Origin of the sequence: uncultured Shewanella sp. (assembly GCF_947497935.1) — a bacterium.
Taxonomy (GTDB): domain Bacteria; phylum Pseudomonadota; class Gammaproteobacteria; order Enterobacterales; family Shewanellaceae; genus Shewanella.
On record NZ_CANMIO010000005.1, the window covers coordinates 93,878 to 116,298 of the forward strand.

Sequence of the window (22,421 nt, forward strand, 5' to 3'; positions counted from 1 at the left end):
TTAGCCAAAAAAAAGCCCTGTAAATCAGGGCTTTTCTATGTAGCGTTTTACTCAGTGAGTAATTTGGTATTACTCGGGTGTATAAGTACTGACAACATCGATCCGCGCTGCGGCATCAAGGTTAATATGGCCGTTATTCGATACATCGACAAAATCAAAAGCTGGCAGATCTGACTCGGCAACTTGGCCACTCATTGGTGCATCGGGATCACGCTGTAGTGATAAGAAGTCAAACTGCTCTCTATCGACACCTTGCGACGGAGCTGTATTTTGCATCGCAGTGAAGATGGTTTCAATACGACCAGGGTGCTGCTTGTCCCACTGTACTAACATGTCTTTGACTGCTGCACGCTTGAGGTTTTCTTGCGAACCACAAAGGTTACAAGGAATGATAGGGAAGCCTTTAAGCTCTGCATATTCAGCAATATCTTTTTCGCGAGCATAAGCTAACGGACGAATAACCATGTTGGCACCATCGTCAGACAGTAACTTAGGTGGCATGGCTTTCATCTTACCGGCAAAGAACATATTTAAAAACATGGTCTCAATGATGTCATCTCTATGGTGACCAAGGGCAATTTTGGTCGCGCCAATCTTCTGCGCAAAACCATATAGGGTACCGCGGCGCAGGCGAGAACATAGTGAACATGTTGTCTTGCCTTCTGGGATCTTGTCTTTAACGATAGAGTAAGTATCTTTCTCTAGGATATGGTAAGCCACACCTAAAGTATCTAGGTATGCTGGTAGAATATCTTCAGGAAAACCAGGTTGCTTCTGATCTAAGTTAACAGCAACGATTTCAAATTTAATAGGAGCGCGTTGCTGAAGGTTCAACAAGATATCAAGCATGGCATAACTGTCCTTGCCACCCGATAGGCAACACATGACTCGGTCGCCTTCTTCAATCATGTTGTAGTCACCAATAGCACGGCCAACTTCAGCGCGTAATCGCTTCTGCAGTTTTGCCATACGGGTGACTTGTTTTGGAGTTAATTCTTCGGACATAAAAAACGCGCCTAGTACACAATAGTTCAGGGCGCGTATTATTCCAGCTTAATGGCTTCGGGTAAAGCCTAGAAAGCGGTTAGTCTTCTTCTAATGGTGATTTATAACCATCAGGTTTTATCGCTAGCAAATCACAGTTGATACTGTCGATGACATGCTCGGCTGTATTACCAATTAATGCCGCAGAAAGTCCAGTTCTACCGACTGTGCCTAAAACAACGAGTTCTGCATCTAACTCGGCAGCTAAGTCTGGGATGACATCTTCTGGTAAGCCTTCTTTTACATGACAAAAATCAGGAGATATCCCGTAGGCATTTGCTAGATAGCAAATTCGTTCTTCGTGCTGCAGCCTAATGGTTTCACTATAAGTGTGGGCATCGAAATCAGGCAGCTCTATGGCTAAGTTAACTGGGGTACCGGGGTAACCATTAACGAGGTGAACTTGAGCATTAAATTGCTTAGCGAGTTTGATAGCGTGGGTGATGATCTTGCCATTAAGTGTCTCATTTGCATCATCTTCAGCGCTGACGTTAATGGCGCAAACAATTTTACCCGCAACAGGCCAATCTTGCTCTTTAACTAAGAGTACTGGGATAGGCGCTTTTCGCATTAGATGCCAGTCAGTCGGCGTGAATATAACCGACTTAAGCTTATCGTGTTCGTGAGTGCCCTTAACGATGAGATCATAGTTACCGGCAATTGCGTGTTTGATAATGCTTTCGAAAGGGCGGTTATGCCAGATAACTTCAGATGTGACTTTTATGCCATCTTTACAATAAGGTTTGATGATGTCATCTATCCAAGCTTTGCGCTGGTTGATAACACCTTCTCGCATCGCTTCTCTTTCTTGACCCGAAAGAATCGAGGTCATCTCGTAAGAGAAGTCAAAAATGGATAAAAATACCGTTATTTCGGCTTTGCTTTCTGAGGCGAGTTCAACGGCTCTAGCAAGAGCCGCCTGTTTATCTGTCGTTGGGTCGACAACCACAAGGAGTTTCTGATAGTCCATCATAGCCGTTTCCTTATCTAATATCGTCTAGTTCATCTTGCATGATTGCGATGAATTTATATTGTTTTAGATCAAGCTGATTGCCGAATAATTCCTATCGCGCAATATTGCTGTTACCAGATAGTTCGCTTAATGCGTCAATATCTAATATTGTAATGTATTTCCCTTTAACCTCAATAAGTTCAGCTTTTTGGAAGCGACCAAGTAAGCGGCTGATCGTTTCAACTGTCAGTCCAAGGTAATTACCAATATCACCACGAGTCATAGTCAATCTAAACTCTCTTGGAGAAAACCCTCGACTACCGAAGCGCTTAGCTAAGTTACTGATAAAGGCAGCTAGTCTTTCTTCCGCATTCTTCTTACTGAGTAACAGGATCATCTCTTGATCACTTTGAATTTCATTACTCATTAAGCGCATGATCTGCTGTCTAAGCTTAGGCATCTTACCTGTGAGCTCATCCAGAGTGGTGTAGGGGATTTCACAAACCATCGAAGTTTCAAGGGCTTGAGCAAAGCTTTGATGAGATTGCGAGTGAATACCATCGAAGCCGATTACATCACCGGCTAAGTGGAAGCCTGTGATTTGTTCATCGCCTTGTTCCGTGATGGTATAACTTTTTATTGTGCCAGAACGGATAGCAAACAAAGACTTTAGCGGATCGCCGGATTTAAAAATCGGTTCGCCTTTTTGTATCGGCTTCTTCCTTTCAATGATCTCATCAAGCTGATCTAATTCGTTAGAGTTAAGTGTGAAAGGAATACAAAGTGTACCCATGCTGCAATCATGACAATGAATCGCACATCCTGACGCCATCTGACGGCGATTCTTGTTGTTATCTGCTGACATTGTCTCTCTCAATTTTGACTGTTCATTTACTATGTTAAACTAATTTGATATTCGGAGCTAGTTAAGCTGCTTAATCGCTATGTACAAGGTTTGTCCTCCGAAAGCTATCAACGTCAGGCCGCCTACGATTCGTACGGTTTTTTTCTGTACCCAGCGGCTAAAGCTGCTGGCTGCAATCCCTGCGCTTAATAATGCCGGTAATGTACCGAGTCCGAAAAAAAGCATAATTAGCGCGCCTTCAAGCGGATTTCCCGCTGCAACGGCCCAAGTCAACATGCTATAAACCAGTCCACAAGGTAGCCAGCCCCAAAGCGCACCCGCAATAAAGGCATGGGAGCGGTTTTTTATTGGAATGAATTTGTTCGCGATAGGTGAGATATATTGCCAAAGCCACTTACCGATACGTTCAATTTGAACCACGCCAGCCCAGATCTGTGCAATGTAAAGCCCGGTGACGATCATCATAAGGCCAGCAAAAACACGCAACACCAATAAATAGGAGTCGGCATCGAATAAGACGCCAAGGGCACTGGCACTACCACCAATTAACGCACCAGCAATGGCGTAACTCATGATACGACCAGTGTTGTAGCTCAGCAGGTAGCCTAACTGTGATACCAGAGCATTACCGCCAGGCGTTTTAGGCATGTTCGCCGATAATGCACCCACAAGACCACCGCACATACCAATACAGTGACCTGCGCCCATCACACCCACTATAAATGCACCAATCAGGCTGTAATCATTCACTCGGCTGACTTCTTACTAGCGTCGTCTTCATCTAGTTTGTTAGCCTGTGTTTTTTCCTTTGGTGATTCGTCTTCTTCAAAAAGAATCGACACACTCTGTTTTTCTAAATCATCAAACTGATCGGATTTTACGGCCCAGAAGAATACACCTACCGCGACGAGCACGAAAAGCATAGCGATTGGGATAAGGACATAGATAATACTCATAAACGAACCTTAAGTAGTCTTAGGCTATTGCTAACAACGATGAGTGAGCTTGCAGACATCCCCAATGCAGCGATGTAAGGGGCAACGTGGCCGCTCACGGCCAATGGAATTATAAACAGGTTATAACCTAGCGCCCAGAATAAATTCTGCTTGATGATCTTACCCGTTGATTTTGCAACTTTTACAGCATCGGCAAAGCGAGAAAGGTTATCACCCAACAAGATAATATCGGCGCTGTTTTTTGAGATAGCGGCGCCGCTTCCCATGGCTATCGATAAGTTTGCGCCAGCTAGCACGGGAGCATCATTGATACCATCACCAAACATAGCGACTTGCCCCTGCTGCTGGAATTTGTCGATTAACGCCAGCTTACCCTTAGGCGACAACCCTTTATGCACATCATCAATACCAAGGCGCTGAGCTAGGGCGGCAACTTCAGTGGAGTTATCACCACTGGCAATACTGATTTTACAGCCCATCTTCTTAAGTTGAGTAACGGCTTGTGCTGTTTCTGGACGCACTTCATCATTTAAAGTGATTTTAGCCAGCAAGGTTTGTCCTTGGCTAAACCACACGGTAGTAGATGTTTCTACCTCCTTTGTGCCATTAACAAACTGCTGACTGCCGACCTTATAATCAACCCCATCAATAGTGCCAGACAGGCCATTACCGACAACACTTTGCCTATGGCTGACACTGATAGCCCCATTAAAGTGTGAAGCAAAGGCTTTAGCTATCGGATGTAAAGAGCCAGACTCCAACGCGGCAATATGGGCAAGTACTTCTGTTTCTGACCAATCGGCCATAAGTTCAACATTACTAATCGACAGCGAACCTAAGGTAAGGGTCCCGGTTTTATCAAATACGACGTGCTGAATTTTCGGCAACTTTTCAAACACGCCAGAGCGACGAGTGATAATGCCTAAACGGGTCATAATAGCTGTGCCGCAGGTAACAGCCGTTGGCGTAGCAAGCGCGAGCGCACAGGGGCAGGTTGCAACAAGCACGGACAGAGTCACCCAAAACGCATCTTCTGGAGAGTAAAAGTACCAAAATAGATAGGTTAAGGCTGCAATCAATAAAATTGCCGCAGTAAAGTAGTTAGAGAACTTGTCGGCATAAAGCGCAACTTTAGGTTTATTGTTTGAAGCAATTTCTTGCAGGCGGATAATCTCGGCAACGAGTTGATCTTGTCCAAGCGCGGTGACCTTAACCAAGATAGGTTGCTCAATATTAATGGTACCTGCAAAAACCTCTGCATCGATCATTTTTTGCAGAGGCATCTGCTCACCGGTAAGCATGGCTTCGTTTACAGCTGACTCACCTTCGACCACGATACCATCGGCTGCGATGACATCACCCGGCTTTACTAGGATAATATCACCAATGACGAGACGCTTTGCCGGGACCTCGTCGAAACCCTCATCGGTTTTAAGTTGGGCGGTGAGTGGCACCAGCTTATGTAGGTTGCTGGAGCTAACCGACGCCTTTTGACGGGCATTTTGTTCGAAGAATCGACCCAGCAATAGGAAGAAGGTGAACATGGAGACCGATTCAAAATACACTTCGCCAGTGCCGTTAATAGTCTCGATGCAACTCGCGATATAAGCACCACAGATCGCAATGCTGACCGACACATCCATATTCAAGCGCCCCATCAACATCGAGCGTACGGCGCTAAAATAAAATGGCTGCGCCGAATAAAAGACAACGGGCGCTGCAAATAACATACTGACCCAACGGAAGTAATCGCGATATTCAGTATCTAAATCACTAAAATAACCAGAATAAAGGGCGAGGGCGAACATCATCACCTGCATGGTGGCAAAACCAGCAAGACCAAGGCGTAGAAGAAACTTACGACTGTCTCGCTTACTCTTTATCTCTTGCTCATCGACCTGAAAAGGGGCCGCTTGATAGCCAATTTGGCTAATTTGACTGAGGATTTCGCTTAATTTTATTTTGTCGCTATCCCAAGAGATCAACGCACGTTGTGTGGTGGAGTTCACTTGGATTTTGGCAACACCGTCGAGTTTATTGATTTTATGTTCAATCAACCAGGCGCAGGCAGCGCAGGTGATGCCGTCTACCGTTAGAGAGACTTCGTTAAGCGAGTCCCTTTGCTGGATAAAGTCTTGCTGTACTTCAGGCAGATCGTAAGCATAAAAGTTCGACAGCTCTTCAGGTACCAATGCCGTTTGTTTACTGCCGGGCTCAGTTCGAAATTTATAATAGTTAGTCAGTCCGGCGTCAATAATCGCCTGAGATACTGCTTGGCAACCTGGGCAGCACATAAGCTGCTCATCATCGTTAATACGGGTGGTAAATTGCTTACCTGTTAACACAGGTTCGCTACAATGGAAGCAGCTTGGTTGACTCATGGAATGTTTTTCTTTTTGTAATTATTCGATAAACCCGCAGCAGAGGCTAGCGGGTTAGGGCGTACGTAAATCTAGTTTAACCAGTATTGTTGATCGTCTTTTAGCACGACTCGTTGCTGAATACGCCAAGTCTGATCATAGCCTTCAATTCTGACATCCCAAGGGCCTTCAATCGTTTGAGTTAAATCGATTCGATATACGCCATTGGCATCAGCAGTGACAATTTGTGAGAAATCTCGTTCTTCAAGAGTGGGGTGATAGAAGCTAATGCTTAACCCCGCTAGATATTTTTCACCACCTTGCTGAGAGAGCTCAACGTACTTGTCATCAAACTCTAGCATGTAGTTCATCCCAAGCTGCTTGGCATGTTTTATCTTTCGAAGGTCAATATTAATGCCTTTACCTTCTTTATAGTACTCTTCGGTCACTAATGGGTCTTGGTTGGTAAAAGCAACCCAAAATAAATTGATACTAGCGACCACAGCACACAGCGGTAATATGATTAGAAACCACGGCCAGAATTGCTTATACCAAGGTTGCGAAGTAGACATTATTAACCACCTATAGTTATTAAAATAGTTGTAACAGTATGGGAAAAAACAACCGACATTTTACCCATAAAAGTGTGATTTATCACTTAAAAAAAAGGCCTCGTTATCACGAGGCCTTAATATTACACTCGGTGTTAACCGGATGTGATTATTTGGCAGACAAACTGTAAACGTAAGCTGTGATTACGTGAACTTTTTCTTCACCTAATACATCTTTCCATGCAGGCATAACACCAGTACGGCCGTTCTTGATTGACTGCTCGATAGCACCACGGCTACCACCATATACCCAAGCGTTGTCGGTTAGGTTAGGGGCGCCCATGAACTTGTTACCCGTGCCATCCATACCATGACAGGCGAAACAGCCTTTCATGAATGAACCTTGGCCTTGAGCGGCAAGCGCTTCATCGTGATCACGACCCGATAGCTTAACGACATATTCAGCTAGACCTTTAATCTCACTGTCTTCAATCGGTAAACCACCTTTTGGCGGCATCATGCCGTGACGACCATTCATAATAGAGGTCTTAATCGTTTCTAGCTCACCACCATATAACCAAGCATTGTCGGTTAGGTTAGGGAAGCCTTTACTACCTCGGGCGTCACTACCATGACACATGGCACAGTTTTGCAAGAATAGACGTCCACCCACTTTAAGGGCTTCTTCATTCTTAACTAACTCTTCCAATGGCGTATTAGCGTATGCCTTGAAGATAGGACCAAACTTTTCGTCTGCGTGCTTAACTTCTTGGTCATACTGAACCCAGCGGCCGTCGTTTTGAGCGTCAATAACAGCTTGCTTTGACTCTTCAATAGTACGCACACTTTGGTTAGAACTTGTCCAGCCTAAAAAGCCTTTGAAGCTACCTAAACCTGGGTACAGCGCTAAATAAATAACACTGAAAATGATAGTAATGTAGAACATGTAACTCCACCACTTAGGTAGTGGGTTGTTAAGTTCCTCAATGCCATCGAAGCTGTGGCCCATTGACTTGCCTTCTTCTACACCTGTGTCGTTCCTAGAACAAGCACGTAGTAGAACAACACAACCAATGATTACCACAACCGTGAGTACGATAATCCATATACTCCAGAAGTTACTCATCACTTTTGTTCTCCTGAGTCCTTCGAAACCGAGATTTTCTCATCGTCAGAGAAAACAAGGTTAGCTGCATCGTCGAATTGTTTCTTTCGACTAGAGCTATATGCCCAAGCAAATATACCGATGAAGGTCACCATTACCACTATGGTTATAATTCCACGTAATGTGCCGTAATCCATAATTTGCCTCCTTATTTAAGCGCGTGGCCTAGTGATTGCAGATATGCGATCAATGCGTCTAACTCGGTCTTACCCTTAACAGCGTCTTTAGCGCCATCAATCTCTTCAGCAGTGTACATCTGATGAGTTGGGTGAAGATCTTGTAAGATTTGCATCTTCTGGCCAGTTAGATCACCTGTTAGTGTGTTCTCAGCTAACCAAGGGTAGGCAGGCATATTTGACTGCGGAACCACGGCGCGAGGGTCAATTAAATGAACCTCATGCCATTTGTCACTGTAACGACCGCCAACGCGGGCAAGATCAGGACCGGTACGCTTAGAGCCCCACTGGAATGGGTGATCCCAAACTGACTCGCCAGCTACAGAGTAGTGACCGTAACGTTCAGTTTCTGCACGCAGTGGACGGATCATCTGGCTGTGACAGCCATAACAGCCCTCACGAACATAGATATCACGACCTTCAATCTGCATTGCCGTATAAGGGATTTGACCTTCTAATGGCTCTGTAGTGTCTTCTTGGAACAAAAGGGGTGTAATCTCAACCAAGCTACCAAAGCTGATTGCGACAACAGTGAGGATCCCTAATAGACCGATGTTTTTCTCAACTATCTCATGATTAAATTTCATCGTATCTACTCCTTAAGCTGCTTTTGCATCAGCAATGGCTGGCAAAGAATCTTTAGGGGCCTTAACAGTACGGTAGACGTTGTATGCCATTAAGAACATACCTGTAAGGAAGAATACACCACCTAGGAAACGAACAAAGTAGAACGGGTAAGAGGCTTCTAAGCTTTCAACAAAGCTATAAGTCAATGTACCGTCAGAGTTAACTGCGCGCCACATTAGACCCTGCATCACACCAGAGATCCACATTGAAACGATATAAAGAACAGTACCGATTGTTGCCAACCAGAAGTGAACGTTAATTAGGTTTGTGCTGTACATACGGCCGTGGCCAAACAGAACTGGGATCAAGTGATACAAAGAACCGATTGAAACCATAGCAACCCAACCCAATGCACCAGAGTGAACGTGTCCAACAGTCCAGTCAGTGTAATGAGAAAGTGCGTTTACCGTCTTAATTGCCATCATTGGGCCTTCGAAGGTAGACATACCGTAGAAAGACAATGAAACAACAAGGAAACGTAAGATTGGGTCTGTACGAAGTTTGTGCCATGCACCCGATAGCGTCATGATACCGTTAATCATACCACCCCAAGAAGGAGCGAATAGGATTAGAGACATCACCATACCAAGTGACTGAGTCCAGTCTGGAAGTGCAGTGTAGTGTAGGTGGTGAGGACCAGCCCAGATATACAAAGCAACTAATGCCCAGAAGTGAACGATAGATAGGCGGTACGAATAAACTGGACGACCAGCTTGCTTAGGTACGAAGTAGTACATCATACCTAAGAAACCTGCAGTTAACAGGAAGCCTACCGCATTGTGACCATACCACCACTGGACCATAGCATCTACAGCGCCACTATATAGCGAGTAAGACTTAGTCATAGTTAACGGCACAGCCATAGAGTTAACTATGTGAAGTACGGCTACCGTGATAATAAAGGCACCAAAGAACCAGTTAGCCACATAAATATGCGACGTAGTTCGTTTAATGATAGTACCGAAGAAAACCACAGCATAGGAGACCCATACGACGGTAATTGCGATATCAATTGGCCATTCTAGTTCGGCGTATTCTTTACCACTGGTAATACCAAGTGGCAAACTGATTGCTGCCGAAAGAATGATGGCTTGCCAACCCCAGAACGTAAATGCGGCTAACTTAGGTGCAAATAGTCGAGTTTGACAGGTGCGTTGAACGATATAATAGGATGTGGCGAAAAGGGCTGAGGTACCAAACGCGAAAATCACGGCGTTCGTATGTAGTGGTCGTAGACGACTATACGTTAACCATGAAGTTTCAAAGTTTAGCTGCGGCCAGATTAACTGAGCTGCAATTAGTACACCTACCGACATGCCAACAATTCCCCATAACACAGTTGTTAGAGCGAATTGACGGACGATGGTGTAGTTGTAATCAGCGCCTTGAGGCTGGGAATGGTTCATCATATTGCTTCCACTGCTTATTACTTATACTTATTGTTGTGTAGAGTAAAGCTCTACCCGTAATATGACAAAAAACACGTCTCCTATCGGAAACTAGGCTTCTGTGTCAATGTGTAACCTTACATTTCATGAAGTAACGCAAGGCAAGGCCATGATACTTGAGCTATATCAAAAAAGATAGGAATTAAGGGGCGGGATAAGTTGATCTAGATCAAGGTACTCAATAGAATGTTAAAACTTTTAGTTAAAAGGTTAATTAACGTGCAAGTCACTCACAAATCAACAGTATTAAGCTTTTCTATCAGCTTTTTACTGGGTCTGTTTCTACTCGGTTGTGAACCAAAAGCGCATGAGCCACAGGCCTCAAGAGCAGTAGATCCAAGCCTATGTAATTTTAAATCTGGCCCTTGTGCCAAAACTGTAGCCGATGTAGACCTTGAGTTAACTATCAGTCCTTGGCAAACCCCGAGTGAACAGCCATTACAGCTCTCTATCACTACTTCTCAGGCTGTGGGTAATATAAAGGTTAACGTTCAGGGTAGAGATATGTTTATGGGGGTTATTCCTGTAAAACTTAACCAAATCGACGAAAATAAGTATCAGGGAAACTTAATATATGGCTCCTGTAGCAGTGACTACATGGTTTGGAGTGCGATTGTCAGCTACGAAGTCGATGGGGTAGAGCAGTTTACTAGCTTCGATTTCTTAGCCGATAGCGAACGTTAAGGACGGGTACAGCCTAAAGGCCATTTTATACTACGAGTTTTCATCACTAAGTTTTTTGCACTGTGATTTTTAACCGTCTTTGTTGGCATTCTTGGTTAAACAACATAAACGTCTCGACAACTCAATTGATAATCATTATCATTTGTAGTTATAGGATGTAATCTAGCTTAGTCAGTTATGTTTTAATGGAGAATAGAGATGGATAGTCCAACTAGGCAGTTAAATATCAGTATTTCTGAAGATAAAATCGCTCAGTTGATCCAGCAAGGTCTACTCTGCGCCGCAGATTTTAAGTGTTTGGATAGCGAGACTAAACAGGCGGTCTGGCAACTGTGCCTCTGGAGCTGTGAAAAACGCATTCATTGTGACAAGCATTGCCAGCAAGAATGTAAAAGTCTCTGTTATGAGCAAAGCCAAACATCAGTAAAAGGCAGCATAGAGGTAATATCTCGCTGAAAAGCATCACAAGCAGTCATAAGAAGTATAAGTCGTCATTAGTAGTCATATAAGGTTAATTAAGGATATCGCTTTTTAACCTTACTGATTAATATAGAGATATCGGCTTTTATACTTTCTATATCTATGCAATTACCCCCAGTTATCCCGCTTTTTGATTCAATTGACTACATTCAAATCGGCAATCCGCTGGTCAATCAACATATCACCCAGTTAAGCCTTGGCGAACTCGACGAAGCAGGGCTTGTGTTTGAGCACGCGACCGACTGGCTATTTGAGCAAAAATACAATGAGAATAATTATAAAGCCTATCGAAGTGAGCTAACCACATTCTTACATTGGTGTTTCGACGTGGCGAAACTCAACGTCAGTACCATAGCGCGCCGAGAAGTTGGCTTATACATAGAGTACTGCAAAAATCCACCAATCGAGCTTATTGGCTATTTTAATGTTGCGCAGTTCAAATTAGATAAAGCGTCTGCAGAGCGTATTCCAAATCCCGCTTGGTTGCTCTTTAGAGGCAAGAAAGTCGATGGCCAAACTCAGCCTTATCTGTTGAGTGACAGCGCGCTTAAAACCAAAGTGGCGATCTTATCGAGCTTCTACAGTTATTTGATGGGGGAGGATTACTGTGAGAAGAACCCGGCGCAGATGTGGCTGAATAAGAGTCGATTCTCATCCAGGCAGAAGTACCGACTCAACACAGATGATGATAATCAGTTGGCGTTTACGGAGTTGCAGTGGTCCTACATCATGTCGACGGTTGAGAAGCTCGCCAAAGCCCAACCAGAACTCCATCAGCGCAGCTTGTTTCTAATCAAGCTTATTTACTCATGCTATCTGCGGGTATCGGAGGTTTCTGCAAGAGCGGGTTTCTCACCGGTAATGAGCCAGTTTAAGCAAAACCGCCACTCAGGGATCTGGAGTTTTCACATTCCAAAGAGTAAAGGTGGCAAGAGTCGCAGCGTGGCAATATCTAAAGCCTTGTTAGCGGCGTTAGTGGACTATCGACGTTATCTAAAGCTGTCAGATTATCCCTCAGCCTCAGAGCAACATCCATTAATCGTGCGCCAAAAAGCCGCAGGGCGAGGGCGCGAAGTCGGCAATTTAAATGCCAACTTAGGTATTCGCCAAATTCGTGAAGAGGTCGATAAGATCATCGAACTTGCAGCGATTAGCATCGAAACTGACGGCTTTATTGAGGACGCACAGCAGATGCGCGGATTAAGTATCCACAATATTCGCCACACCGGCATTACTCACGACATCAATATTAACGGCCGGCCCTTATCACACGTCCAGGCCGATGCCGGTCATGAGAGTATCGACACCACCTCGCAATATCTGCACACCACTCAGATAGAAAGACACGAGAGTGCGCAGAATAAACCCTTGGATTATCTGCAGGGGATTGAGTAAGAGTTGAGTAGCCACCTAAACTAAAATCCTCAGGTGGCTATTAGTAAGTTGGTCGACTGTTAAAGTTAATGAGTCTTCGTTTTAAGCAAAGCTAATGTAAATCTTTGGAGTCGGCTATGTTTAATTGCTTATAAGCACGCTAACTTTAGTTTGAAGGGAAAGGGACCATGGAGGCGAGCTTAGCATCCCTGCGATACACGGCTTATAAGCTCATTTAAACATATCCATTGAAGTGTTGTTCAAACTTATGGTTCGGGTAAATCCAGTTAAGTAAAGGGGAGCTTAAAAAGCTCAAACCCAAACGGCTTATTATCTGGGATCCTGTCGATGAATACGGTGAAATTGCCGATGTGCGCATTTTCAAGCTAGTTAGCGATACTTACTCGTAATTCATGTTCAGGTTAATGTTCTGTTTGTGTTAGCGTGTTTATGCTACAGCCATGGGCATTTTGCCCAGCCTTATTCGTTCTTGGAGTTCAGTGTTGGCAAAGATTATATTGCAAGGTTTTATAGTCGTACCTGATTCAGACCTTGAATTAGTCAGTCGTGAATTGGTGACGCACAAAAGTCTCACCTTAAAAGAAGTTGGTTGTTTAACTTTTAGTGTGACACCTGACGAATCCAATCGTAATCAGTTTAATGTTTATGAGGAATTTGTAGATCAAACTGCTTTTGATAATCATCAAGCTAGAGTGAAATCATCTCAATGGGGCAAAGTCACTAAAAACGTACAAAGGCATTATCAAATAAGAAGCTCTGACTAAATCCGCCTCTTAAAAGGGCGCGATAAAGCTGCGATAAAATGGAGTGATATGGAAATAAGACAGGCAACTCAAAATGATTTAGGCAAGTTCTTCAATTACTTAAATGATCATTTGTCAGACAATGGTGTTGGTGATACTCATCTGTTTCAGCCGATGTCTAAAGCAGAATCATCTGTTAATGAAGCAATGAAGTCTCGTTTTACTGCTGGCATTAAAACGGAAATATACCACCCAGGCTGGCGACGCCTTTGGCTCGCATTCGATGAAAACAAAAAGATAGTAGGGCACATCGATATTCGAGCGCATGCAGAAAACCATACACAACATAGAGTATTACTGGGTATGGGAGTCGACCGTTCAGTTCGAAAGCAAGGGCTCGGCAAGCAACTAATCAATAAAATGCTAGAGTGGGTTGCTGACAATACTGATATTGAACATATTGATCTTTGGGTTCTTTCAAATAATCTAGCCGCACAAAAACTGTATATCAGCACTGGGTTTGAGAAATGTGGCGAGATAAAAGACATGTTTAAAATAGACGGTAAGTCGTTATCTTATACTGTTATGTCCCGAGCAACTGTTATAGCTCATGGCTAGTAAAAATGGAGTAGGGAAGCAGGCTAATATCTCGTGTTATCTCGTGTAATTGAAGAGTAATGAGCAACGCCAAGCTCACAATACCAGCTTTCAATACAATCTCGCAATTCAAGCATCAAGAATTTCTAGCCGAGCAGGGCGCGATGATGACTGTTTTTTGTCTAAAAAAGACATTGACAGTTGTTGCTGGTAGCTTAGCTTATTTACTAAAAATCAAACCATTAAACCTTCAATTAAACTTTCTATTTAGCCGGACAAGAGTAGGGCGTAAACAGGGTGTTTAACGCTTGACGCTTGTTTGTAAGCTGCTGATTATAAATTTATTTATTTATTTATTTATTTATTTATTTGTTTGCATTGGCGCAGTGGTAAAGCCTTCAGCAATCATCTTAAATTGAGCATCCTAACTTGCTCAGTTTTAGCCAATAACCAATTCTGTATCGAATCCAATTGTTAACCACAAAATTCAAGTTGGTTTTATCTTAGTTAGCTTTATATAAGCTGGCTTTGTGCTGTGATTTCGACTGTAATTTCAATTGGGATTTCTCAGATCAGTTAATGCCGATAAGTGACATTATCGGCAATTGCCTTAAAAGGGCTTTTCCCGCTATTAAGCTGTATTTATCTCTGTTTTTGTCTCTGTATCTACCTGTCTATACAAAAGACAGAACAGTCTAGAACTAGCAAGATATGACAGTCACTATTCCGCTGGCCACTATTTCGCTGAATACGCGTTTAAACTCATTAATATTACTGAAATTATTCTGCGTCTTATCTTACTTCAAGCAAGTTTCTGCCAAGCTTTCAGCTCAATTATCTGCTCGATTCTAGGTTCAAAGTAAGCTCAGTCATCAGCCTAATTCTCTGCAAAACCGTCATCTTAAGTCTAAGTTCATCTTAAGTTTAGTCCTGGCTCTATCTCAACCTTCATGGACCATTGGGGCCATTCGATGATTGATTCGATCAACTGCTGCAAGGCCGAGTCAATCAGACTCTAACTATTCTTATTGCTATAACAGTTACTGTTATGGCTACGATCAGGCAAAGCTATGCTGAACTGAAGCGAATGAGTTTTGGCCAAGAGCAATTATCGAGCTTCAATATAGGAGCTAACTTCAGAAACTAGATTAAGATGTAAATTGGTATTGATATCGTAAGCTTTGTCGTCAGTTTGGCTAAACTCAAACGGCGCGCTGTGTGGCTACTTTAAAGTTTTGCCTAGCTCAGCTCAGCAGATTTCACGTAGCGCACGATTACAAATGGCTGATTTAGGCTCGTTTTAACTATCTGTTTCAACATCTTGTTTTCAGTGCTGGTTTTAGCGCTTGATTTAAGCGTCCAGTTTCATCACTCTAGCTAAACCATTTCAAAGCTAAGCTAAATGCTAAGTTGCAATCTACGACCAAGCTTAAATCCAACGTGAGATTCGTGCCGTTAAAAATGGCCAGCCATAACTAGACGTACATAATAAGCGAATCAATCCCAAGACACTCAGGTTCGCAGTCGTGTGAAGCTGTTAGTAGCAAGATAGTCGAACCGTTTTCACCTTTGCACGAGCAGCATATAGAGCAAGGAGTATAGTGAGCTGAGTTAAGTCGCTTGCAGATGTCGGCGTCAATCAAGTCCGAGCTAGATGCTAAGCACTAACACATGACTGTAAGCTGAACTTTAAACTTAAGCCATTATATGCAAGCAGCTATATACAAGAAGCTGAGCTATCCGGTTCAATGGCTATAAAGCTGGTTGAAAGCTCATATAGATAAAGTAGCCATCTAACCCCACATCAGTGACATTTATATAGATATGCGCACAATGTATATTATGTTAAATAGGATCCATAAAGGGATGGCTATCCTGATTATTATTGGGAATTGTCATCGAAAATGAGAATCTCAGTCATGACATCGGATTCGGCATCACATGAACTATGAGTAATTGTCTGCTCATGGCTTCTCGCCTGATATTTTTATTTTGAAGGCCGTTAGTTTAAGTTAATGAAGTCACAACCATTCTCATGACTGTATGCTGTTGAGTTATGTGAATTGAACTAACAATTCGTTATGAGCTCTACTAGCAAACAGTTACTGCAATGGATTGGTTGTTTACTAGTTATACTCTGAGTTTTTACCTGACTGTAGCTCTATAACAACTATGTTTAGTGCAACGGATTTAAGATCTGTAACACTCTACTGGCAGTTTAAAGTGAGTTCATTCATTAGAGCCAATGTCTAACGGACTGAGTCAGGCAAGCTTATAAAGTCGCTATGCAGCAAACTCAAACAGCCAGTACACACTAGGAAATATTTGGCAATTACATAGCTTTTTATTTCTCCAGATTTCAGGATCTCAAAATAATTTCACTAAAGACTTCTTAAGAAAGTCATAAAGCACTTTAGAACCAAGTGATGTGTACCTTAGTCAACAACCCTGAAAGTTCCTTTCTCTTAATTGATAGGCTTAAGGAGGTAACCTTTGTACCGCCCTAGCCCATTTTTGGACAGAAATTGGTTAGAGTCAAAGCTCTTAAAGTGATGAGTCTCATTAGGGAATGTATGGCAAGTTGATTTACAGTAACGCCAGTAACAGCAGCCCGGTCCGGCGAGTGAAACGAGCCTTCTGATTACTCTTGTTAATGCAACGAATGACCTCGATATTTATACACAATCTGAAAATCACTCGTCTTCCTTCCATTCGGATCTATGCTTCTGACTTTCTGTAAGTTATCGAAGCTCAGTACCAGTTTATCGTCAGATTGCCATTCAATAGCTAATCCACTCGCACTTGGTCTTCCTTCGAAGCCGAATACTCTGCGAGAATCAAAACCTTTCTCTATATGCTTAACGATAACTTTGCCGTAGAAGTCAGTAGTCGCGCCACCACAGTCCCCTATCGAAACCTCAACCACATATCGACCATCAGGGGACGGGATTTCCTCGACTACCTCATCAGAACACATAGCCGAGCAGCCCTTTGCAAGTAGCGCAAACGCCAACCACAACACCAACAGCGACCAAAATGCATATCCGCCAAAGCTAAATAAAAACTTCCTAAATTTAAGTACCACATTACTTCCTTGTCGCATTAACGCCCTAATAATGGGCAAAAAATTGTTGGCTAAAATGTTGAGGAACGAAAACAGCCAACTGTTTTTTGTCCTTATTTATTAGCTTGTTAGGTACGGTTAACACCTATCTTAAATATTGACGAATCATATCTGCGTATTGAGTCATACCACGTTTTTCAAGCTCTTTGATAAACACTGGCCATGGTGGGATATTACTACGGTATGGGTTTGCACAAGATACTGTAGACATACCACCACCAGCAGCTGTTGAAAGGCCTCCTCCACTAGCTGTAGAAAGTCCGCCACCTGAGGCAGTAGACAAGCCTCCACCTGAGGCAGTTGATAACCCTCCACCAGAAGCTGTAGATAATCCACCACCTGATGCTGTAGACATTCCACCGCCGGATGCCGTAGACATGCCACCACCAGAAGCTGTTGAAGCTCCGCCACCTGAAGCAGTCGACATACCGCCGCCAGAGGCCGTTGATAACCCACCACCAGAAGCAGTACTTTGATTACGAGGCCATGTATTTCTAGTCATAGTTTCACCCTAAGTTTATTTAGTACCTAACGCTAAGCTAAGCGGAAAAATGCAGTTGGCTAAAATGTGTGAGGCACGAGCGCAGCCAACTGTAATTTTTCCGTTTAAGTGCCTTGTTATGCTGCATTTAACGCCATAAAAGATTTAACAAATAATGACAGCTCTTTATCTGTCTCCGTTTCTTTTTGCAGTTCAGCTAAAGCAGCTTCTCTTAAAACCCGAGAAGATGTTCTGAAGCAAGCGTCAATTGAACTTTTAAACTCCTGAATTCGCAATTGCCTTTTTTCAAGTAAATCAGGTCTATTAAGCTTTAAGTCAGAAATGGTTAAATCACCTCTTTCGCACCCATTTTTAGAGAATAAAAATGTACCATATGCAACCAAACTATTTTCAGGATCTTCGTCATATGGATTGATATATGGCGTATCCACATGATAGTTATCAGATTTAGCATTATTACACTTTGGGCAGGCATAACCTAAGTTACTCCAAGTAAACGCCAGCTCAGGGTACTTTCCTTCTGCTTTAGGTTTTATATGCTCTACGTGTGCAAAGTCGATATGTGATATCTTACATTCACAGTACATACACTTATCATGACTTGCAATTTTAAGCGCTTCCTTATTCAGAGGATGTTTATAATTGTTGGATGCCAGTGCAGCAGGGTGTGGGCATGCAGGTCTTATTAGTCTAATCATTGTTTGCTCTCCAACAACTTTTCAATCGCTTTAGGCAGTAATTTTTCAAGACCAAGCTCTGCTAAATCTTCTCTCATTTGAGAAAAAACTCTTGGATCTTCTGCACCTGAAGAATATTTTTCATTAATGAAATTAAGCTTTTCTTCAACCCAGATAGGCATCGTAAATGAGACACCTAATATTTCATCTAATACCTCTATCGCATTCTTAGCTTGATTCTTAAGGTCAAGTCTATGTGACTCTACTTTGCCATTTGAATTATTCTTAAGAGCATAAACAGAAGATTCCTGTACAGAGCCTACAACCAAAGGACTGTGAGTTGAAACAACAAACCTAGCTTTTGGAAATGCATTTACAAGGTCGGGTAATATTCTTCTTTGCATAATTGGATGTAAGTGATTTTCAACTTCATCAATCAAGACTGTAAAATCTGATTTTTCATTTGTTGAAAACATATAGATTTGCCAAGCGATATCTATTAATGCACTTATTCCACCTGAGGCAGTTTCAAGAACAAACTCGTCATCCCCGTCGTTACAGACAAAAACGACCTCCATATTCCTAATTTCTATTTGCTCAAACCCTATGTTTTGAGGAAGAATTTTACGTAAAACTTGCTGAAAGCCCTCAAAATTTTGAATTTGCTCCTGATCTGAAGGCATAATCGCTTTATCAGCATTATGAACACCATACCCTTGGATCACCCATCCAATCAAAGTGTTTTTCATAAAGAAGCTACTAGATTGACCACCGTTACCGTTATACCTTTGAATATTGCTTTGAGATACCTCTTGAAAAGCACTTTGTTTATTCTTTTTAGCGGTAGGAATACTTCCCACTTGCTGGTACTTAAAAATAGAACGGTGTGAGGGGATGTAGAATGATTGAATCCCTTGTTGCTTTTGAATAGTTACTTGGTATTGAGCAGCATTTCCATTACCATTGTTGGCAACTAGAGGTGAGTTTATATTATTCGAATAATTTAGGCTTCCTATCGAGTTATTACTACCTCTATCTTTACCAGAGAAGAATCTAGAGAAATATTTGATTATTCCCGTGCTAGACTCAGCTTTAGGAGTCGCTAAAGAGACGCTATTCCACCCACTATGTCTCGCTAGAATATTTAAAATAGTTGTTTTACCACTACCATTTCCTCCCGTTAAAATAGTTACACGTTCATGGAAGTCAATGTCTATAGTTTGAAATTGTTGCCATTCATTCAGGCATATTTTTTTGAAGTACATGCTATTCCCTCTTCATGCAGCATAACGCCCTAATAATGGGCAAAAATTTGTTTGCTAAAATGTTGAGGAACGAAAACAGCAAACTATTTTTTGTCCTTATTTATTAGCTTGTTATGTAACGTTACCACGAAACATGACCTATTGCTTCTTTGTATGATGCTAGAGCTTTATAAACTGCTAATTTTACTCTTAACTTTTTGACAAACACCTGATAGCAAAAGACAGGTAGCAACCAAAAAATTAATAATGCAATTTGAATAAATAAAAGGACGAATACAAATTCGTTGAAGATACCGTCTGCTAGAAAGAAAACTAACACAAAAAAGTTTATGGCAACAAAAAGCCAAATAGCCCACCGAGCATCTTTAATTAACTGACGTAATTCTGATGATTGACTCTCAGGTTGCATCACTATCCCTAGTTACATAACAGCTTATTATCCAGCGTCTCGGATAAATCCCTGCACTTTTTTAATTTACGTCAAAGTTAGCAACGTAACTCATTGATGTAAAGCAGTTAATCTTGCTGGTGTTAACAAATTTGAATTTACCTTCTCCGCAAAGTAATGCAGAACATTTATCGGGTCTCTTGTAAGATTAAAGCCGAAATCTAACTGCATGATAAGCAAGTGCTATTTCAGATGTTAAAAATTTATCGATGCAATTATTTTACTTTTTAGCATCGATAAATCTGTCTGATTCATCAAGCTCATTATACCTGTACAGGATTACAGGTATTTTTACATAAAAAGGTAGGAGCGAATTAGAAACAGATAATTAACTAGCCTTATAGCTATTACTCCGAATCGCCAGAATAATGCTTGTCTAACCTAGTGTAGATACGGCCGTGACCGTCCATATTCTGGTGTGAAATAACAAAATTATCAAGCTATCGAACGAGAGGCAGGATGCCGAACTGGCTTTTTAGCAGGGATGCTATTCGTCATGGCCGAGCCTCCAAGGATGGACTCGCTGCGTGTTACGGAAGTATCTGCACATACCCCGCTGGAGGCGATTAATAACAATGAAGCTACAACACAGAACACACTTCCCTGTAGCCACAGCTCAGAAAAAATGTAACCTGCCTTCATTCGAAGGCTAACCAACTTTGGGGCATTTCCAAGTTAGAGCTGAAACCACTCCGCCTAAATGAAGGCACCAATTACCTCGTGTAGATACGGCTGCGGGCTTCGGTTTCAGGGATGAAACCGCAGAGCGTATAGGGACATATTCACAGCGTCTCGCAGCAGTGTCTGCACATACCCCGCTGGAGGCGATTAATAGCGACTCAGCTACAAGCTCAAACGGGCTCCCCATAGCAACTATACAAACAAAAAATGTAATGAACCTTCATTCGAAAGCAAACACACTTTGGGTCAAATTTGAGCTAGCCATGGAAGCTAGCTCGAATGTGGACAGGAATTGGTTAGATGTATAGCTCTAAATGGCATGTGCCATATTAAAAAAAAGTATCTTGAAACCTTAAATGCTTGTTAGCTTAAATCGTGAAGTAGAACTCAATCTCTTTGATTTTGAATACTAATTGTTTAGTTTCATTATCGACTTCCAAGCCTATTGTTACATTATTTAGAGTTTCTCGACACTTCGCCGCCTCAAGTATTTGGGGCATATTCACTTTGATAGTTTCAAACTGATGATTAAGCATAGCTATGACTTTATCTGAATTTAAAACAGCATTGATCGGTGAACCATTAGCGGTAACTCCAAGTCCAGGATTCATATACTCCGTGCCATCTTCAAGGACTATATTAGCATTTGCATGCTTACCCCTTAAAACTTTGTGCTCTTCTTCGGTCAGTTTTTGCATACCTGATTCCATTCGAAAAGCTGACATTCGATCTGGCCAATTTCTATGCATGATTTCAATTAAGTCTAAATCACACCAAGAACTATGATTGAATATACCAATTATGTGGGCAGAACAATTGTCAAAGTGTACAAACAACAAATCTCCCGTTCTTCGTACAAAACCATCACCCTGAAGCTCGTCGCTTAAGTGTAAATGCTGAATTCCCCAGTGGGATAGCATGTCATCGTCATAGTCCAGCTGCTTCAATTTTCGACTTTGATACTTCCTTAAGGGTTCACCAGACTCAATATCTTTCTTAATTTGTGCGTACGCAGAGCAAAACTCATTTGGGACAGAAAAGTATTTAACTTCTTTTACTTCCCTTGGCATACTTTCAATAATTCGGCATTTATATCTTTGATATGAATAAATAGGATCATATTTATTTGGAATTTTCGCCCGAAACTCTTCAAGAATTTTTCGCTCACAGTAACGAGTATAGTCATCTAATATCTCATTCCGAAGTTCCATATATCCTCTTTTAAGCTAACACTTGTATAGTTCGCATGCACGTATTTGGCAAAACGCGCATGCACATTTAATAAACCTATCATTTAATTTTTACTGAAGAAAAGCTATTGATTTATAAGCACTCTACCAGAGCGTTAGATAAACGTTCGTAAAAATTTGCAAAGTGAGCATTGATATTGGGGTTGAATCTAAAGCGAACAATCGCTGCTATTTATTGATTAGTAAAAGTAGGTCAACAGGCTCCTCACAGTTCTTTCCTGCTTATGGGCTGTAACTAATAAAGGGGCATTTCTTTGTTAGAGACTTTGGAAATGAAAGGCTGAATAGCATTAGTCACATTACCGCTTCTAATTTCTATGAATTTGTCAGGCTATGCTGCCAAGCCATTGATTTATAATAATCTTAATCGGGTATTTAAAAGGGTGGGTTTATGTAATACATATAGAGGGCTTAAAATTAAATATTTCGAT

General features: G+C 42.0%; 23 protein-coding genes. 6 read left to right on the top strand and 17 right to left on the bottom strand.

The window, feature by feature from the left end; genetic code table 11:
• Positions 1 to 69: 69 nt before the first annotated feature.
• From ttcA to ccoN, 11 genes are all read right to left on the bottom strand, one after another.
• Positions 70 to 1,005, bottom strand: coding sequence for a tRNA 2-thiocytidine(32) synthetase TtcA (ttcA, locus tag Q1A86_RS07440; RefSeq protein WP_299804879.1), 936 nt, complete (start codon positions 1,003 to 1,005; stop codon positions 70 to 72).
• 79 nt (positions 1,006 to 1,084) lie between these two features.
• Positions 1,085 to 2,017 carry a universal stress protein UspE gene (uspE, locus tag Q1A86_RS07445; RefSeq protein WP_299804880.1) on the bottom strand — a complete coding sequence of 311 codons (933 nt, stop codon included), beginning with the start codon at positions 2,015 to 2,017 and terminating at the stop codon, positions 1,085 to 1,087.
• A 91-nt stretch (positions 2,018 to 2,108) separates the two neighbouring features.
• A complete protein-coding gene (gene etrA, locus Q1A86_RS07450; RefSeq protein ID WP_012155458.1) occupies positions 2,109 to 2,861 on the bottom strand; it encodes an electron transport transcriptional regulator EtrA in 753 nt (250 codons plus the stop codon).
• A gap of 57 nt (positions 2,862 to 2,918) precedes the next feature.
• Positions 2,919 to 3,611 carry a sulfite exporter TauE/SafE family protein gene (locus Q1A86_RS07455; RefSeq protein WP_299804885.1) on the bottom strand — a complete coding sequence of 231 codons (693 nt, stop codon included), beginning with the start codon at positions 3,609 to 3,611 and terminating at the stop codon, positions 2,919 to 2,921.
• Positions 3,608 to 3,817: a cbb3-type cytochrome oxidase assembly protein CcoS gene (gene ccoS, locus Q1A86_RS07460; RefSeq protein ID WP_299804888.1), complete on the bottom strand. Its 210-nt coding sequence runs from the start codon at positions 3,815 to 3,817 to the stop codon at positions 3,608 to 3,610. The genes Q1A86_RS07455 and ccoS overlap by 4 nt, the downstream gene beginning before the upstream one ends.
• On the bottom strand, positions 3,814 to 6,198 hold the full coding sequence (locus Q1A86_RS07465; protein WP_299804891.1) for a heavy metal translocating P-type ATPase: 2,385 nt from the start codon (positions 6,196 to 6,198) through the stop codon (positions 3,814 to 3,816). Before Q1A86_RS07465 ends, ccoS begins: the two co-directional genes overlap by 4 nt.
• A gap of 71 nt (positions 6,199 to 6,269) precedes the next feature.
• Positions 6,270 to 6,749 (bottom strand): FixH family protein, encoded by a 480-nt coding sequence (locus Q1A86_RS07470; protein ID WP_299804894.1) that lies wholly within the window; start codon positions 6,747 to 6,749, stop codon positions 6,270 to 6,272.
• A gap of 148 nt (positions 6,750 to 6,897) precedes the next feature.
• Positions 6,898 to 7,854 (bottom strand): cytochrome-c oxidase, cbb3-type subunit III, encoded by a 957-nt coding sequence (ccoP, locus tag Q1A86_RS07475; RefSeq protein ID WP_299804896.1) that lies wholly within the window; start codon positions 7,852 to 7,854, stop codon positions 6,898 to 6,900.
• A complete protein-coding gene (locus tag Q1A86_RS07480) occupies positions 7,854 to 8,030 on the bottom strand; it encodes a CcoQ/FixQ family Cbb3-type cytochrome c oxidase assembly chaperone (RefSeq protein ID WP_012155452.1) in 177 nt (58 codons plus the stop codon). The genes ccoP and Q1A86_RS07480 overlap by 1 nt, the downstream gene beginning before the upstream one ends.
• Positions 8,031 to 8,041: 11 nt before the next feature.
• A complete protein-coding gene (gene ccoO / locus Q1A86_RS07485; RefSeq protein ID WP_299804899.1) occupies positions 8,042 to 8,656 on the bottom strand; it encodes a cytochrome-c oxidase, cbb3-type subunit II in 615 nt (204 codons plus the stop codon).
• Positions 8,657 to 8,668: 12 nt separating this feature from the next.
• Positions 8,669 to 10,105, bottom strand: coding sequence for a cytochrome-c oxidase, cbb3-type subunit I (ccoN, locus tag Q1A86_RS07490; RefSeq protein WP_220760600.1), 1,437 nt, complete (start codon positions 10,103 to 10,105; stop codon positions 8,669 to 8,671).
• A gap of 225 nt (positions 10,106 to 10,330) precedes the next feature.
• On the opposite strand from ccoN, the gene Q1A86_RS07495 reads away from it, so the two are divergent.
• The 6 genes from Q1A86_RS07495 (at position 10,331) to Q1A86_RS07520 (ending at position 14,348) form a co-directional block, all read left to right on the top strand.
• A complete protein-coding gene (locus Q1A86_RS07495; protein WP_299804907.1) occupies positions 10,331 to 10,828 on the top strand; it encodes a hypothetical protein in 498 nt (165 codons plus the stop codon).
• 198 nt (positions 10,829 to 11,026) lie between these two features.
• Complete coding sequence (locus Q1A86_RS07500; RefSeq protein ID WP_299804909.1) at positions 11,027 to 11,284, top strand: hypothetical protein; 258 nt, start codon at positions 11,027 to 11,029, stop codon at positions 11,282 to 11,284.
• 126 nt (positions 11,285 to 11,410) lie between these two features.
• On the top strand, positions 11,411 to 12,703 hold the full coding sequence (locus Q1A86_RS07505) for a site-specific integrase (protein WP_299804912.1): 1,293 nt from the start codon (positions 11,411 to 11,413) through the stop codon (positions 12,701 to 12,703).
• 482 nt (positions 12,704 to 13,185) lie between these two features.
• Positions 13,186 to 13,467 carry an antibiotic biosynthesis monooxygenase gene (locus Q1A86_RS07510; RefSeq protein WP_299804915.1) on the top strand — a complete coding sequence of 94 codons (282 nt, stop codon included), beginning with the start codon at positions 13,186 to 13,188 and terminating at the stop codon, positions 13,465 to 13,467.
• Positions 13,468 to 13,515: 48 nt separating this feature from the next.
• Positions 13,516 to 14,064 (top strand): GNAT family N-acetyltransferase, encoded by a 549-nt coding sequence (locus Q1A86_RS07515; RefSeq protein ID WP_299804918.1) that lies wholly within the window; start codon positions 13,516 to 13,518, stop codon positions 14,062 to 14,064.
• 59 nt (positions 14,065 to 14,123) lie between these two features.
• Positions 14,124 to 14,348 carry a hypothetical protein gene (locus Q1A86_RS07520; RefSeq protein ID WP_299804920.1) on the top strand — a complete coding sequence of 75 codons (225 nt, stop codon included), beginning with the start codon at positions 14,124 to 14,126 and terminating at the stop codon, positions 14,346 to 14,348.
• Between the two features lie 2,345 nt (positions 14,349 to 16,693).
• Here Q1A86_RS07520 and Q1A86_RS07525 read toward each other — a convergent pair.
• The 6 genes from Q1A86_RS07525 to Q1A86_RS07550 form a co-directional block, all read right to left on the bottom strand.
• Positions 16,694 to 17,146: a hypothetical protein gene (locus Q1A86_RS07525; protein WP_299804923.1), complete on the bottom strand. Its 453-nt coding sequence runs from the start codon at positions 17,144 to 17,146 to the stop codon at positions 16,694 to 16,696.
• A gap of 106 nt (positions 17,147 to 17,252) precedes the next feature.
• Positions 17,253 to 17,669, bottom strand: a complete 417-nt coding sequence (locus tag Q1A86_RS07530) for a hypothetical protein (protein WP_299804926.1) — start codon at positions 17,667 to 17,669, stop codon at positions 17,253 to 17,255.
• Between the two features lie 116 nt (positions 17,670 to 17,785).
• A complete protein-coding gene (locus Q1A86_RS07535; protein ID WP_299804929.1) occupies positions 17,786 to 18,367 on the bottom strand; it encodes an HNH endonuclease in 582 nt (193 codons plus the stop codon).
• Entirely contained in the window at positions 18,364 to 19,611 is a 1,248-nt protein-coding gene (locus tag Q1A86_RS07540; protein WP_299804931.1) for an AAA family ATPase, read from the bottom strand. The genes Q1A86_RS07535 and Q1A86_RS07540 overlap by 4 nt, the downstream gene beginning before the upstream one ends.
• A gap of 121 nt (positions 19,612 to 19,732) precedes the next feature.
• Positions 19,733 to 20,020, bottom strand: coding sequence for a hypothetical protein (locus Q1A86_RS07545; RefSeq protein WP_299804933.1), 288 nt, complete (start codon positions 20,018 to 20,020; stop codon positions 19,733 to 19,735).
• 1,088 nt (positions 20,021 to 21,108) lie between these two features.
• A complete protein-coding gene (locus tag Q1A86_RS07550) occupies positions 21,109 to 21,951 on the bottom strand; it encodes a hypothetical protein (protein WP_299804936.1) in 843 nt (280 codons plus the stop codon).
• Between the last annotated feature and the right edge of the window lie 470 nt (positions 21,952 to 22,421).

Bases quoted from the DNA above. Each gene is read 5' to 3' on its own strand.
- ttcA (WP_299804879.1), bottom strand. From the start codon at position 1,005: ATGTCCGAAGAATTAACTCCAAAACAAGTCACCCGTATGGCAAAACTG.
- ccoO (WP_299804899.1), bottom strand. From the start codon at position 8,656: ATGAAATTTAATCATGAGATAGTTGAGAAAAACATCGGTCTATTAGGG.
- Q1A86_RS07505 (WP_299804912.1), top strand. From the start codon at position 11,411: ATGCAATTACCCCCAGTTATCCCGCTTTTTGATTCAATTGACTACATT.
- uspE (WP_299804880.1), bottom strand. From the start codon at position 2,017: ATGATGGACTATCAGAAACTCCTTGTGGTTGTCGACCCAACGACAGAT.
- Q1A86_RS07465 (WP_299804891.1), bottom strand. From the start codon at position 6,198: ATGAGTCAACCAAGCTGCTTCCATTGTAGCGAACCTGTGTTAACAGGT.
- Q1A86_RS07520 (WP_299804920.1), top strand. From the start codon at position 14,124: ATGAGCAACGCCAAGCTCACAATACCAGCTTTCAATACAATCTCGCAA.
- Q1A86_RS07500 (WP_299804909.1), top strand. From the start codon at position 11,027: ATGGATAGTCCAACTAGGCAGTTAAATATCAGTATTTCTGAAGATAAA.
- Q1A86_RS07545 (WP_299804933.1), bottom strand. From the start codon at position 20,020: ATGCAACCTGAGAGTCAATCATCAGAATTACGTCAGTTAATTAAAGAT.
- Q1A86_RS07480 (WP_012155452.1), bottom strand. From the start codon at position 8,030: ATGGATTACGGCACATTACGTGGAATTATAACCATAGTGGTAATGGTG.
- ccoN (WP_220760600.1), bottom strand. From the start codon at position 10,105: ATGATGAACCATTCCCAGCCTCAAGGCGCTGATTACAACTACACCATC.
- Q1A86_RS07470 (WP_299804894.1), bottom strand. From the start codon at position 6,749: ATGTCTACTTCGCAACCTTGGTATAAGCAATTCTGGCCGTGGTTTCTA.
- Q1A86_RS07525 (WP_299804923.1), bottom strand. From the start codon at position 17,146: ATGCGACAAGGAAGTAATGTGGTACTTAAATTTAGGAAGTTTTTATTT.
- ccoP (WP_299804896.1), bottom strand. From the start codon at position 7,854: ATGAGTAACTTCTGGAGTATATGGATTATCGTACTCACGGTTGTGGTA.
- etrA (WP_012155458.1), bottom strand. From the start codon at position 2,861: ATGTCAGCAGATAACAACAAGAATCGCCGTCAGATGGCGTCAGGATGT.
- ccoS (WP_299804888.1), bottom strand. From the start codon at position 3,817: ATGAGTATTATCTATGTCCTTATCCCAATCGCTATGCTTTTCGTGCTC.
- Q1A86_RS07530 (WP_299804926.1), bottom strand. From the start codon at position 17,669: ATGACTAGAAATACATGGCCTCGTAATCAAAGTACTGCTTCTGGTGGT.
- Q1A86_RS07535 (WP_299804929.1), bottom strand. From the start codon at position 18,367: ATGATTAGACTAATAAGACCTGCATGCCCACACCCTGCTGCACTGGCA.
- Q1A86_RS07540 (WP_299804931.1), bottom strand. From the start codon at position 19,611: ATGTACTTCAAAAAAATATGCCTGAATGAATGGCAACAATTTCAAACT.
- Q1A86_RS07495 (WP_299804907.1), top strand. From the start codon at position 10,331: ATGTTAAAACTTTTAGTTAAAAGGTTAATTAACGTGCAAGTCACTCAC.
- Q1A86_RS07515 (WP_299804918.1), top strand. From the start codon at position 13,516: ATGGAAATAAGACAGGCAACTCAAAATGATTTAGGCAAGTTCTTCAAT.
- Q1A86_RS07550 (WP_299804936.1), bottom strand. From the start codon at position 21,951: ATGGAACTTCGGAATGAGATATTAGATGACTATACTCGTTACTGTGAG.